Here is a 12,388-nt window from a genome sequence, read left to right as displayed (position 1 = left end):
CGTACTATTCTGTTTAAATGAATTATAGTTTATAATTGTCTTGACATTACTTATAGTCAATGCTAATATAGCAAAGGTGCGTGAGCAGCCTATATGCTATTGGGTCTTTTCGGAGGAATGAGATATGTCTAAAGAACAAGGACTGCAAGATGCTCATGTCAAAATCGGTACCAAACAAACCATTCGTATGGTAGAATTGGGCTTTGCCTCAGAAGTATATGTGGCAGAAGACGCAGATCAGCGTCTCACTTCCAACATCATTGCTTTGTGCAACAAGCAAGGAGTCAAAGTGACTCTCGTAGACACAATGAAAAATCTCGGAGCTGCATGTGGGATTGAAGTGGGAGCCGCAATGGCTGCTATCGTAAAACAATAGGGTAAGGAACGTTTTTGTCTAAGGAATCGTTATTCTTGGCGGCAAAGACTTTTCATTTGTTCTTTTATGAACCGCCTGGGTCTGTGGGCTTAGATAAGGTTTGTAAAGTAACAGCAAAAATTGAGGAAGGGGGTGGCAACCAACATGCCAACTATTAACCAACTGGTTCGTAAAGGACGTCAAGCCAAAATCGAGAAATCGAAATCACCGGCTTTGCAAAAAGGTTTTAATGCCTTGAAACGTGAAGCTACCGACATCAGTGCCCCGCAAAAACGCGGAGTGTGCACTCGTGTAGGTACTATGACTCCGAAAAAACCAAACTCCGCACTTCGTAAATATGCTCGTGTTCGCTTGACGAACCGTGTAGAGGTGACTGCTTACATTCCAGGTATTGGACATAACCTTCAAGAACACAGCGTAGTGCTGATTCGCGGCGGTCGTGTAAAAGACCTTCCGGGTGTGCGTTACCATATCGTTCGCGGTGCTTTGGATACTGCAGGCGTAAACAACCGCATGCAAGCTCGTTCCAAATACGGCGCAAAACGCCCTAAAGCTAAAAAATCCTAATGAATATAAACCGCGTATGTCGGTTTAACATGTAAGAAAGGGGGATATCCATGCCACGCAAAGGTCCAGTTACCAAAAGAGACGTGTTGCCAGATCCGGTATACAACAGCAAGTTGGTTACCCGCTTGATCAATCGCATCATGCTCGACGGAAAACGAGGCGTTGCTCAAAGCATTCTGTACAATGCGTTCAAGCTTATCCAAGAACGTACGGGGAATGACCCGATGGAAGTTTTTGAAGCAGCTATCAAGAATATCATGCCAGTCCTGGAAGTTAAAGCACGCCGTGTCGGCGGTGCCAACTACCAAGTACCAATCGAGGTAAAACCAGAAAGACGTACGTCCCTGGGATTACGTTGGCTCGTAAACTACTCCCGCAACCGCGGTGAGAAAACCATGGAAGAGCGTTTGGCGGCTGAAATTATCGATGCTTCCAACAACACAGGTGCTTCCGTGAAAAAACGTGAAGACACGCACAAAATGGCTGAAGCGAACAAAGCGTTTGCTCACTATCGTTGGTAGGATTCAGCTCAAAAAAATAACTTCAATTTTGAAGGGAGACCCATTTCATGGCAAGAGAGTTCTCCTTGAAAAATACACGTAATATCGGGATCATGGCTCATATTGACGCGGGTAAAACCACAACAACAGAGCGGATCTTGTTCTACACAGGCCGTACGCACAAAATCGGTGAAGTTCACGAAGGCGCTGCGACAATGGACTGGATGGAACAAGAACAAGAGCGCGGAATCACGATTACTTCCGCTGCGACGACCGCTGCCTGGAAAGGTCACCGCGTCAATATCATCGACACCCCGGGGCACGTTGACTTCACTGTTGAAGTTGAACGTTCCCTTCGTGTATTGGACGGAGCAGTTGGTGTTTTCAGTGCGAAAGAAGGCGTTGAGCCTCAGTCCGAAACCGTATGGAGACAGGCTGATCGCTACGGCGTTCCACGGATCGCATATGTAAACAAAATGGATATCATTGGTGCCGACTTCCTGAATGTTGTCTCTGACATGCGTGATCGCCTTCAAGCGAACGCAGTTGCGATTCAATTGCCAATCGGCGCAGAAAATGATTTTACTGGTATAATCGATATCGTTGAACAAAAAGCTCATATGTACAAAGATGATCTTGGTCAAGATATCGAAGAAGTAGAAGTTCCTGCGGAATTCAAAGATCAAGTTGAAGAACTTCGTAATGAATTGATCGAGAAGGTTGCTGAACTGGACGAAGAATTGACAATGAAATACCTGGAAGGCGAAGAAATTTCGGTTGCCGAAATTAAAGCCGCTCTCCGTAAAGGTGTTGTAGAAGTTAAAATCTTCCCAGTTATCTGTGGATCTTCTTACCGCAATAAAGGTGTTCAGCTGATGTTGGATGCTGTTCTCGACTATTTGCCGGCTCCTATTGATGTGCCAAGTATTCAAGGGCATTTGGAAGACGGTACGGAAGTTGAACGTCACTCTTCCGATGAAGAGCCATTCTCCGCATTGGCATTCAAAATCATGACGGATCCTTACGTTGGTAAGTTGACATTCTTCCGCGTATACTCCGGTGTTCTTCAATCCGGTTCTTACGTATTGAATGCAACAAAAGGTAAACGCGAACGTATCGGACGTATTCTTCAAATGCATGCGAACAGTCGTCAAGAAATCACTGTAGTTTACTCTGGTGATATTGCGGCTGCCGTAGGTTTGAAAGATACAGGTACAGGTGATACACTGTGTGATGAGAAGAGTCCTGTTATTCTCGAGTCCATGAACTTCCCTGATCCGGTTATCGAAATCGCGGTTGAGCCTAAAACCAAAGCTGACCAAGATAAAATGTCTGTAGCTCTCGGTAAGTTGACTGAAGAGGATCCAACTCTTCGCGCTCATACTAACGAAGAAACAGGTCAAACCATCTTGGCGGGTATGGGTGAGCTTCACTTGGACATCATCATTGACCGTATGCGTCGTGAGTTCAAGGTAGAAACAAATGTGGGTAAACCACAGGTTGCTTACCGTGAAACGTTCCGTGCTCCAGCACGTGTCGAAGGTAAATTCGTTCGTCAGTCCGGTGGTCGTGGTCAATATGGTCACGTATGGGTTGAGTTCGAACCGCTTGAGCCAGGTACTGGTAGTCAATTCGAAAGTAAGGTAGTCGGCGGCTCTGTTCCTAGAGAGTACATCGCTCCTGCTCTTGCTGGTATTGAGGAACAAATGAAAAACGGCGTTATCGCAGGCTTCCCGCTTGTGGACGTTAAAGCTACAATCGTGGACGGATCATACCATGATGTCGATTCCAATGAAATGGCATTTAAAATTGCCGGATCAATGGCGCTGAAAGCAGCGAAAGACAAATGTAAACCAGTATTGCTCGAGCCGATTATGAAAGTTGAAGTAACGGTTCCTGAGGAATATATGGGTGACGTAATGGGTATGTTGAACTCCCGTCGTGGTCGGATTGAAGGTATGGATTCCCGCAGTGGAGCTCAAATCATTCGTGCGAAGGTGCCTTTGTCCGAAATGTTCGGATACTCGACTACACTTCGCTCCGGTACACAAGGACGCGGTGTGTTCTCCATGGAACTTTCTCATTATGAAGAAGTTCCGAAGAGTATTGCTGAAGAGATCGTTGCCAAAACCAAAGGCGGCGAGTAATACAATGTATCAGCTGACCGGTATGCTCTGGGTTTTACCAAAAGGGCATCCGGCAGCCTAAAATAAAACAAGTTATTGAGGAGGAATTGTTCAAATGGCAAAGGCTAAGTTTGAGCGTAACAAACCGCACGTTAATATCGGTACTATTGGTCACGTCGATCATGGTAAAACTACTTTGACTGCTGCAATCACAACTGTATTGTCCAAAACTTACGGTGGTGCTGCTGTAGCATTCGATCAAATCGATAAAGCTCCAGAAGAGCGCGAACGCGGTATCACAATCTCCACTGCACACGTGGAGTATGAAACACCTAACCGTCACTATGCACACGTTGACTGCCCAGGTCACGCCGACTATGTTAAAAACATGATCACTGGCGCTGCACAAATGGACGGAGCGATTCTGGTTGTATCCGCAGCTGACGGCCCAATGCCGCAAACTCGCGAGCACATCCTGTTGTCCCGCCAAGTTGGTGTTCCTTACATCGTTGTATTCTTGAACAAATGCGACATGGTTGAAGACGAAGAGTTGCTGGAATTGGTTGAAATGGAAGTTCGCGACTTGCTGAGCGAGTATGACTTCCCAGGCGACGACACTCCAATCACTCGTGGTTCCGCTCGTGAAGCACTGCAAAACCCAGATGGCGACTGGGCTAAGAAAATCGTTGAAATGTTCGAAACAATCGACACTTATATCCCAACTCCAGAACGCGACACTGACAAGCCTTTCCTTATGCCTGTCGAGGACGTATTCTCCATCACTGGTCGTGGTACAGTTGCTACAGGCCGTGTAGAGCGTGGTACAGTTAAAGTGGGCGACGAAATCGAAATCATCGGTATTCAAGAAGAATCCCGTAAATCCGTAGTAACAGGCGTAGAAATGTTCCGTAAATTGCTTGATTCCGCTCAAGCTGGTGACAACATCGGCGCACTGCTTCGCGGTGTAGATCGTGCACAAATCGAGCGCGGCCAAGTATTGGCTAAACCAGGTTCTGTTAACCCACATACAGAATTTTCTGCTCAAATCTACGTTTTGACTAAAGAAGAAGGCGGACGTCACAAACCTTTCTTCACTGGTTACCGTCCACAGTTCTACTTCCGTACAACTGACGTAACTGGAATCATTACTTTGCCAGAAGGTTCCGAAATGGTAATGCCTGGTGATAACATCACGGTTACTGTTCAACTGATCAACCCGATCGCTATCGAAGAAGGAACTAAGTTCTCTATTCGTGAAGGCGGACGTACAGTTGGCGCTGGTGCCGTAGCAACAATCTCCAAATAAGAAGGTTTTTGCCTTTAAATAGAGCAACAGTGTACTGGAACGAGTAACGTTGTATTGGAACGAAGCTTAACGAGCCCCTGCCCTGGTGCGGGGGCTTTTCTCTTGAAAAAAATCGCGAGCTGCGAGCACAATTGTATCTTTTGAAAATAAGATGCATTGTTTTTTCGTTTTTGCTTGCAATAGGCAGAACTATTCGATATAATAACTAATGTTGTTTGTGACTGTGCGATGATGTGAGAGGTTACTGACACACCCGGCCCCTTTGCCATGGGAGGGCTGTCGGAAAATTTTCACGGAGTATGTCCGATACCAAATTGGGCGATAGAAGGAGGGACTAAAATGGCAAAGCAAAAAATTCGTATCCGTTTGAAAGCTTACGATCATAGAATTCTTGATCAATCCGCTGAGAAAATTGTTGAAACAGCAAAACGTTCGGGCGCAGGTGTATCCGGGCCAATTCCGCTGCCAACTGAAAAACAAATCATTACTATTCTCCGTGCGGTACACAAGTACAAGGATTCCCGGGAGCAGTTCGAAATGCGCACACACAAGCGTTTGATCGACATTGTTAACCCGACTCCACAAACTGTGGATGCCTTGATGCGCTTGGACCTGCCGTCCGGTGTAGATATCGAAATTAAATTGTAATATGTAATTAGGAAAAGAAATGAGGTGTCAACATGAAAGGTATCTTAGGAAAAAAACTCGGAATGACTCAAGTGTTTACCCCTGAAGGTAACGTACTTGCTGTTACGGTTATCGAAGCAGGTCCTTGTGTTGTTCTGCAAAAGAAAGATCTGGAAAACGATGGATACGAAGCTATCCAACTCGGTTTCTCTGATAAAAAAGAAAAAAGATCCAACAAACCTGAAGCAGGACATGCGAAAAAAGCAAATACTGCACCTAAGCGCTACGTTCGTGAACTTCGTGGCATCGACCTTGCTGCGTACGAGGTTGGCCAAGAACTGAAGGCTGATGTCTTCTCAGAAGGCGAGTTCGTTGACGTAACAGGTATTTCTAAAGGTAAAGGTTTTGCCGGCGTTATCAAACGTTGGGGACAAAGCCGCGGACCAATGGCACACGGCTCGCGTTACCACAGAGGTCCAGGTTCTATGGGTTCCATTCAAGCTAACCGCGTTCCTAAAGGTAAACACCTGCCAGGACACATGGGGCATGAAACGGTAACTATCCAACGTCTTGAAGTTGTTAAGATCGATACAGAACGTAATGTGTTGCTCGTGAAAGGTTCCATTCCAGGACCTAAAAATAGCTTCGTTAAAGTATTAGAAACGGTGAAAAAATAAACAACTGAAGAAAGGAGGAACACGAAATGCCAAAAGTAGCACTATTTAATATTAGCGGCAGCCAAGTTGGTGAAATTGAATTGAACGATGCAGTGTTCGGTATCGAGCCGAATAAGCACGTTCTTCATGACGCTGTTGTTATGCAATTGGCTTCCCTGCGTCAAGGTACTCACAAAGTAAAAGGACGTTCTGAAGTACGTGGTGGCGGACGTAAACCTTGGAAACAAAAAGGTACTGGCCGCGCTCGTCAAGGTTCGATCCGTGCACCGCAATGGGTTGGTGGCGGTACTGTATTTGGTCCGACTCCACGCAGCTATGCATACAAATTGCCTAAGAAAGTTCGTCGTCTGGCGATCAAATCGGCGTTGTCATCCAAAGTGATTGAGAATGAAATTATCGTATTGGACGCTCTTACACTGAACGGACCTAAAACGAAAGAATTCGCAGCCATTTTGAATAACCTTAAAGCTGATCGTAAAGCATTGATCGTAGCTCCTAGCTATGATGATAATGTAGCACTGTCCGCTCGTAATATTCCTGGTGTGAAGTTTGTAGCCGCAGATGGCATTAATGTTCTTGATGTGCTCGGACACGACAAACTGATCATTACGAAGGAAGCAGTTCAGAAGGTAGAGGAGGTGCTCGCGTAATGAAGGATCCTCGTGATATTATCAAACGTCCGGTTATCACCGAACGTACGGCTGGTATGATGAATGACTTGAAATACGTTTTCGAGGTTGACATTCGTTCTAACAAAGTCGAAGTTAAAAAAGCAATCGAAGCCATTTTTAACGTGAAAGTAAGTAACGTAAATACGCTTCGTGTTCCTGCAAAACCAAAACGCTACGGACGTCATTCCGGCTATACGAGCGAGTGGAAGAAAGCGTTCGTAACGCTGAGCAAAGACAGTAAGCCGCTTGAGTTTTTTGAAACGGTATAATTGAAACTGTAAAGTAAGGAGGGAAACTCAGTGCCAATTAAAAAGTATAAACCAACGTCCCCGGCCAGACGTGCTATGTCTGTATCTACTTTCGAGGAGATTACAACTAATCAGCCCGAGAAATCGTTGCTGGCACCTCTGAGCAAGCAAGCTGGACGCAATAACCAAGGTAAAATTACGGTTCGTCATCATGGCGGCGGACACAAACGTAAGTACCGTATTATTGACTTCAAACGTAACAAAGATGGAATACCGGGCCGCGTTGCTACGATCGAATATGATCCAAACCGTACGTCCAACATCGCACTTATCCACTATGTGGATGGTGAAAAACGTTACATCATCGCTCCTAAAGGTCTGAAAGTAGGAGACGAAGTGGTATCCGGTGCAGGTTCCGATATTAAAATCGGTAACTCTTTGCCATTGGAAAACATTCCAGTAGGTACGGTTATCCACAACATCGAATTGAAACCGGGTAAAGGTGGCCAACTCGTTCGTGCCGCTGGTACGGAAGCCCAACTTCTTGGTAAAGAAGAAAAGTATGTTACAATTCGTTTGACTTCTGGTGAAGTTCGCCGCATTCTGAAAGTTTGCCGCGCGACAATCGGTTCTGTAGGTAACGAAGACCATGAACTGGTGAAAATCGGTAAAGCTGGTCGTAGTCGCTGGTTGGGACAACGTCCTGAAGTTCGCGGTGTTGTAATGAACCCTAACGATCACCCACACGGTGGTGGTGAAGGTCGCGCTCCAATCGGACGTAAATCTCCAATGTCTCCATGGGGTAAACCAACCCTTGGTTACAAGACACGTAAAAAAGGTAAAGCATCTGATAAGTACATCGTTCGTCGTCGTACTAAGTAATAAAACGTGCGCTTAAGTCGCACGTTAACATATTAAGGAACGACTACGTTTTAACGAAGGGAGGATTCATAAATGGGTCGCAGTCTCAAAAAAGGACCATTCATTGATGGTTACCTGTTGAAAAAAGTAGAGGTTTTGAACGAGTCGGAGAAAAAAGTGGTAATCAAAACTTGGTCCCGTCGCTCTACGATTTTCCCGCAATTTATCGGACATACGTTTGGTGTATACGATGGCCGTAAACACGTGCCAGTATACGTAACGGAAGATATGGTCGGACACAAATTGGGCGAATTTGCTCCAACACGTACGTACAAAGGCCATACGGATGACGATAAGAAAACAAGAAGATAATCAACACAGCGTAGTGTTTGAGAGGAGGTAAACTCAATGGAAGCAAAAGCACATGCTAAATCCGTACGGATTTCTGCTCGCAAAGTGAAACTTGTTATCGATTTGATTCGCGGTAAGCAGGTTGGTGAGGCGATTGCAATTCTTCGTCACACTCCAAAGTCCGCTTCTCCAGTCGTTGAGAAATTGTTGAATTCTGCGATTGCAAATGCAGATCACAACTACTCTTTGGACGTAAATAAATTGGTAGTATCTCAGGTTTTTGTAAACCAAGGTCCTACAATGAAACGATTCCGCCCGCGTGCAATGGGTCGTGCAAGCCGTATTAACAAACGCACCAGTCATATTACTCTGGTGGTATCTGAAAAATAAGGAGGGAAAACGTGTGGGCCAAAAGGTAAATCCCGTCGGACTCCGAATCGGTATTATCCGTGATTGGGAATCCAAATGGTATGCAGGCAAAGATTTCGGTGATCTTTTGCTGGAAGACGTTAGAATTCGTGAACATCTGAAAAAAAGATTGAAAGACTCCGCTGTATCCCGTGTTGAAATCGAGAGAGCAGCTAACCGTGTCAATGTAACGATTCACACTGCGAAACCAGGTATGGTTATCGGTAAGGGTGGTTCCGAAGTTGAAAATCTGCGTAATGAAATTACTAAAATCGCAGGCGGTAAAAAGGTGCACATCAATATTTCTGAAATTAAAAATCCTGAACTGGACGCAATCTTGGTTGCTGAAAGCATTGCACAACAATTGGAACGTCGTGTTTCTTTCCGTCGTGCTTTGAAACAAGCGATTCAAAGAACTATGCGTTCCGGAGCAAAAGGAATTAAAACTCAAGTAGGCGGACGTCTTGGCGGTGCCGAAATCGCTCGTTCCGAAGGGTACAGCGAAGGAACTGTTCCACTGCATACGCTTCGTGCCGACATTGACTATGGTACAGCGGAAGCTCATACTACTTACGGCCGTCTTGGCGTAAAAGTATGGATCTATCGTGGAGAGGTTCTTCCTCCAGCTAAGAAACAAGCTCCTCAGGAAGGAGGCAACTAATCATGTTGGTACCAAAACGCGTAAAACATCGTAAACAACAACGTGGTCATATGAAGGGGCGTGCAAAAGGCGGTACTACACTGAACTTTGGTGAGTACGGTTTGCAAGCTACTGAACCTGCATGGATTACTAACCGTCAAATCGAAGCTGCTCGTATTGCGATGACTCGTTACATCAAACGTGGTGGTAAGGTTTGGATTAAAATTTTCCCTGATAAACCAATTACTCAGAAGCCTCTTGAGGTTCGTATGGGTAGTGGTAAAGGTAACGTAGAAAAATGGGTTGCAGTAGTGAAACCAGGCAAGATTATGTTTGAACTTGCTGGTGTTCCGGAAGAGATTGCTCGTGAAGCAATGCGTCTTGCCGCTCACAAACTGCCAATCAAAACTAAGTTTGTGAAACGTGAAGAATTGGGTGGTGAAGCAAATGAAGGCTAGTGAATTCCGCAACCTAACCACTGCTGAAATCGAACAAAAGATCTCCGGTTTTAAAGAAGAACTTTTTAACCTTCGTTTTCAACTCGCTACCGGTCAGCTTGATAACCCGACTCGGATCGGCGCTGTGCGTAAGGAAATTGCTCGTGCTAAAACTGTGATCCGTGAAAGAGAACTTGGGATTAGCTAAGATATCAGACCGGGTGGAAAATCCGCCTGTAATTAGGAAGGAGGCCAACAATGAGCGAACGTAATGCCCGTAAAGTATTAGTCGGTAAAGTAGTCAGCGACAAAATGGATAAAACGATTGTGATTGCTGTAGAAACTTACAAAAAACATGATCTCTACCATAAACGCATTAAAGTAACTAAGAAATTCAAAGCTCATGATGAAAACAACACTGCACAAATCGGTGATACTGTTAAAATCATGGAAACTCGCCCTTTGTCCAAAGACAAAAACTGGAGACTGGTCGAAATCGTTGAAAAAGCTGTTATAATCTAATGTAGTGTAGTTTTTCCGAAAGGAGGATAAATAAATGATTCAACCATTTACACGTTTGACTGTAGCTGACAATTCCGGCGCGAAGGAACTGATGTGTATCCGTGTGCTCGGTGGTACGGGACGTCGTACAGCTCAAATTGGTGACCTGATCGTTTGTTCCGTAAAACAAGCAACACCAGGCGGCGTTGTCAAAAAGGGTGATGTAGTAAGAGCGGTTGTTGTTCGTACTAAACGTTCTATCCGCCGTAAAGACGGTTCCTACATCGGATTTGACGAGAACGCAGCAGTGGTCGTTAAAGAAGACAAGAGCCCACGTGGTACTCGTATTTTCGGACCAGTTGCTCGCGAACTTCGTGACAAGGACTTCATGAAAATCGTTTCCTTGGCTCCGGAAGTGATCTAAACTCACCTTAAAATGTGCCCGTAGGAGGTGTACGAAATGCCAAAAGTGAAAAAAGTTCTGGAATCCCATAACAACAAGCTGCACGTCAAAAAAGACGACACTGTTCTGGTGATTACAGGTAAAGATAAAGGTAAAAAAGGTCGCGTTATCGCTGCCTACCCTCGTCAAAACCGTGTGCTTGTGGAAGGTGTTAACATGATTAAAAAACACCAAAAGCCTAATCAGCTGAATCCACAAGGCGGCATCATCGAGAAAGAAGCTCCGATTCACGTTTCCAACGTTATGCACATTGATCCGAAGAGCGGAAAAGTAACCCGTGTTGGTTACAAAGTTTTGGACAACGGAAAAAAAGTGCGCATTGCAAAACGTTCTGGCGAAGTGATCGACTAATTATTTTTTAAAGAAAGGAGGTATATGATTCATGGCTACAACAAGAATGAAAGAACGTTTCTTGAAAGAAATCACTCCTGCTTTGATGCAGAAGTTCAACTATACAACAGTGATGCAAGTGCCTAAAATCGAGAAAGTTGTAATCAACATGGGTGTTGGCGACGCAGTCCAAAACTCCAAAGTGCTTGATTCAGCTCTCAACGACATGCAGCTGATCGCTGGTCAAAAGCCAGTAATCACTCGCGCGAAAAAATCTATCGCAGGTTTTAAATTGCGTGAAAACATGCCAATCGGTGTAAAGGTAACACTTCGTGGCGAGCGTATGTATTATTTCTTGGACAAATTGTTCAACATTACTCTTCCTCGCGTACGTGACTTCCATGGTGTATCAACAAAAGCTTTCGACGGACGTGGTAACTACACGCTTGGTCTGAAAGAACAGTTGATCTTCCCGGAAATCGAGTATGATCAAGTTGATAAAGTTCGTGGTATGGACATCGTTATCGTAACGACTGCCAAAACTGACGAAGAGTCCCGTGAGCTTCTGACTCAGCTGGGCATGCCTTTCGCAAAATAATGTTGGCATAACGTTTCGGGCGTCTGATTTTAAAGACACCCTGTTCTCCGAAACTATTTAGGAGGTGTCAGGCTAAGTGGCAAAAACTTCGATGAAAGTCAAACAACAACGCGCACCAAAGTTTAAAGTTCGTGCTTACACTCGTTGCGAGCGTTGTGGTCGTCCACATTCGGTACTGCAAAAGTTTAAGATCTGCAGAATTTGCTTCCGTGAATTAGCTTATAAAGGCCAGATTCCTGGCGTGAAAAAAGCAAGCTGGTAAAAAGTCCTGTTTGGGAAGGAGGTTTATACACAATGACTATGTCTGATCCAATTGCAGATATGCTTACTCGTATTCGTAACGCGAACACAGTTCGTCACGAAACAGTAGAAATGCCTGCATCTACAATGAAAAAACAAATCGCCGACATCCTGAAACGTGAAGGATTCATTCGTGATGCGGAATTTGTTGAAGATAGCAAACAAGGGATCATCCGTATTTTCTTGAAATACGGTGCGAACAACGAGCGTGTTATTACAGGTTTGAAAAGAATCAGTAAACCAGGTCTTCGCGTTTACACGAAGAGCAATGAGATTCCACGCGTACTGGGTGGACTCGGGATCGCAATCATTTCAACATCCAAAGGTATCATGACCGACAAAGAAGCGCGTCAGTCCAAAGCCGGCGGAGAAGTTGTTTGCTACGTTTGGTAAGATAACGT

General features: G+C 44.9%; 21 protein-coding genes. All 21 read left to right on the top strand.

The window, feature by feature from the left end; genetic code table 11:
* The first annotated feature begins 124 nt into the window (after positions 1 to 124).
* Positions 125 to 376: a ribosomal L7Ae/L30e/S12e/Gadd45 family protein gene (locus MKY75_RS21970; protein ID WP_007432588.1), complete on the top strand. Its 252-nt coding sequence runs from the start codon at positions 125 to 127 to the stop codon at positions 374 to 376.
* 144 nt (positions 377 to 520) lie between these two features.
* Positions 521 to 943, top strand: a complete 423-nt coding sequence (rpsL, locus tag MKY75_RS21965; protein WP_007432587.1) for a 30S ribosomal protein S12 — start codon at positions 521 to 523, stop codon at positions 941 to 943.
* Positions 944 to 993: 50 nt separating this feature from the next.
* A complete protein-coding gene (rpsG, locus tag MKY75_RS21960) occupies positions 994 to 1,464 on the top strand; it encodes a 30S ribosomal protein S7 (RefSeq protein ID WP_007432586.1) in 471 nt (156 codons plus the stop codon).
* Between the two features lie 47 nt (positions 1,465 to 1,511).
* On the top strand, positions 1,512 to 3,590 hold the full coding sequence (gene fusA / locus MKY75_RS21955; RefSeq protein WP_029514491.1) for an elongation factor G: 2,079 nt from the start codon (positions 1,512 to 1,514) through the stop codon (positions 3,588 to 3,590).
* A 94-nt stretch (positions 3,591 to 3,684) separates the two neighbouring features.
* Positions 3,685 to 4,875 (top strand): elongation factor Tu, encoded by a 1,191-nt coding sequence (tuf, locus tag MKY75_RS21950; protein ID WP_023990558.1) that lies wholly within the window; start codon positions 3,685 to 3,687, stop codon positions 4,873 to 4,875.
* 339 nt (positions 4,876 to 5,214) lie between these two features.
* Positions 5,215 to 5,523 carry a 30S ribosomal protein S10 gene (rpsJ, locus tag MKY75_RS21945; protein ID WP_005544556.1) on the top strand — a complete coding sequence of 103 codons (309 nt, stop codon included), beginning with the start codon at positions 5,215 to 5,217 and terminating at the stop codon, positions 5,521 to 5,523.
* 32 nt (positions 5,524 to 5,555) lie between these two features.
* Positions 5,556 to 6,179 (top strand): 50S ribosomal protein L3, encoded by a 624-nt coding sequence (gene rplC / locus MKY75_RS21940; protein WP_165150809.1) that lies wholly within the window; start codon positions 5,556 to 5,558, stop codon positions 6,177 to 6,179.
* Positions 6,180 to 6,205: 26 nt separating this feature from the next.
* Positions 6,206 to 6,829: a 50S ribosomal protein L4 gene (gene rplD / locus MKY75_RS21935; RefSeq protein WP_013312160.1), complete on the top strand. Its 624-nt coding sequence runs from the start codon at positions 6,206 to 6,208 to the stop codon at positions 6,827 to 6,829.
* Positions 6,829 to 7,119, top strand: coding sequence for a 50S ribosomal protein L23 (gene rplW / locus MKY75_RS21930; protein WP_013312159.1), 291 nt, complete (start codon positions 6,829 to 6,831; stop codon positions 7,117 to 7,119). Before rplD ends, rplW begins: the two co-directional genes overlap by 1 nt.
* Before the next feature lie 30 nt (positions 7,120 to 7,149).
* A complete protein-coding gene (gene rplB / locus MKY75_RS21925) occupies positions 7,150 to 7,980 on the top strand; it encodes a 50S ribosomal protein L2 (protein WP_029514490.1) in 831 nt (276 codons plus the stop codon).
* 72 nt (positions 7,981 to 8,052) lie between these two features.
* Positions 8,053 to 8,331, top strand: coding sequence for a 30S ribosomal protein S19 (rpsS, locus tag MKY75_RS21920; RefSeq protein ID WP_029514489.1), 279 nt, complete (start codon positions 8,053 to 8,055; stop codon positions 8,329 to 8,331).
* Positions 8,332 to 8,367: 36 nt separating this feature from the next.
* The gene (rplV, locus tag MKY75_RS21915; protein ID WP_013312157.1) at positions 8,368 to 8,700 is read left to right on the top strand and encodes a 50S ribosomal protein L22; all 333 of its coding nucleotides are present in this window, start codon (positions 8,368 to 8,370) and stop codon (positions 8,698 to 8,700) included.
* A gap of 13 nt (positions 8,701 to 8,713) precedes the next feature.
* Positions 8,714 to 9,379 (top strand): 30S ribosomal protein S3, encoded by a 666-nt coding sequence (gene rpsC, locus MKY75_RS21910; RefSeq protein WP_013312156.1) that lies wholly within the window; start codon positions 8,714 to 8,716, stop codon positions 9,377 to 9,379.
* A gap of 2 nt (positions 9,380 to 9,381) precedes the next feature.
* The gene (gene rplP, locus MKY75_RS21905) at positions 9,382 to 9,816 is read left to right on the top strand and encodes a 50S ribosomal protein L16 (protein ID WP_007432576.1); all 435 of its coding nucleotides are present in this window, start codon (positions 9,382 to 9,384) and stop codon (positions 9,814 to 9,816) included.
* The gene (gene rpmC / locus MKY75_RS21900) at positions 9,806 to 10,003 is read left to right on the top strand and encodes a 50S ribosomal protein L29 (protein ID WP_007432575.1); all 198 of its coding nucleotides are present in this window, start codon (positions 9,806 to 9,808) and stop codon (positions 10,001 to 10,003) included. The genes rplP and rpmC overlap by 11 nt, the downstream gene beginning before the upstream one ends.
* A gap of 50 nt (positions 10,004 to 10,053) precedes the next feature.
* Positions 10,054 to 10,317, top strand: a complete 264-nt coding sequence (gene rpsQ / locus MKY75_RS21895; protein ID WP_007432574.1) for a 30S ribosomal protein S17 — start codon at positions 10,054 to 10,056, stop codon at positions 10,315 to 10,317.
* Between the two features lie 34 nt (positions 10,318 to 10,351).
* On the top strand, positions 10,352 to 10,720 hold the full coding sequence (gene rplN, locus MKY75_RS21890; protein WP_007432573.1) for a 50S ribosomal protein L14: 369 nt from the start codon (positions 10,352 to 10,354) through the stop codon (positions 10,718 to 10,720).
* A gap of 36 nt (positions 10,721 to 10,756) precedes the next feature.
* Positions 10,757 to 11,110, top strand: a complete 354-nt coding sequence (gene rplX / locus MKY75_RS21885; RefSeq protein ID WP_013312155.1) for a 50S ribosomal protein L24 — start codon at positions 10,757 to 10,759, stop codon at positions 11,108 to 11,110.
* A gap of 31 nt (positions 11,111 to 11,141) precedes the next feature.
* Complete coding sequence (gene rplE, locus MKY75_RS21880; RefSeq protein WP_007432571.1) at positions 11,142 to 11,687, top strand: 50S ribosomal protein L5; 546 nt, start codon at positions 11,142 to 11,144, stop codon at positions 11,685 to 11,687.
* A gap of 76 nt (positions 11,688 to 11,763) precedes the next feature.
* Entirely contained in the window at positions 11,764 to 11,949 is a 186-nt protein-coding gene (locus tag MKY75_RS21875) for a type Z 30S ribosomal protein S14 (protein ID WP_010348808.1), read from the top strand.
* Positions 11,950 to 11,981: 32 nt separating this feature from the next.
* The gene (gene rpsH, locus MKY75_RS21870) at positions 11,982 to 12,380 is read left to right on the top strand and encodes a 30S ribosomal protein S8 (RefSeq protein ID WP_007432570.1); all 399 of its coding nucleotides are present in this window, start codon (positions 11,982 to 11,984) and stop codon (positions 12,378 to 12,380) included.
* The last annotated feature ends 8 nt before the right edge of the window (positions 12,381 to 12,388 follow it).

The organism is Paenibacillus sp. FSL L8-0663 (genome assembly GCF_038008125.1).
Taxonomy (GTDB): Bacteria; Bacillota; Bacilli; order Paenibacillales; family Paenibacillaceae; genus Paenibacillus; species Paenibacillus polymyxa_D.
Note: the sequence above shows the minus strand (reverse complement) of the source record. Positions and strands in the feature narration are given on the sequence as shown.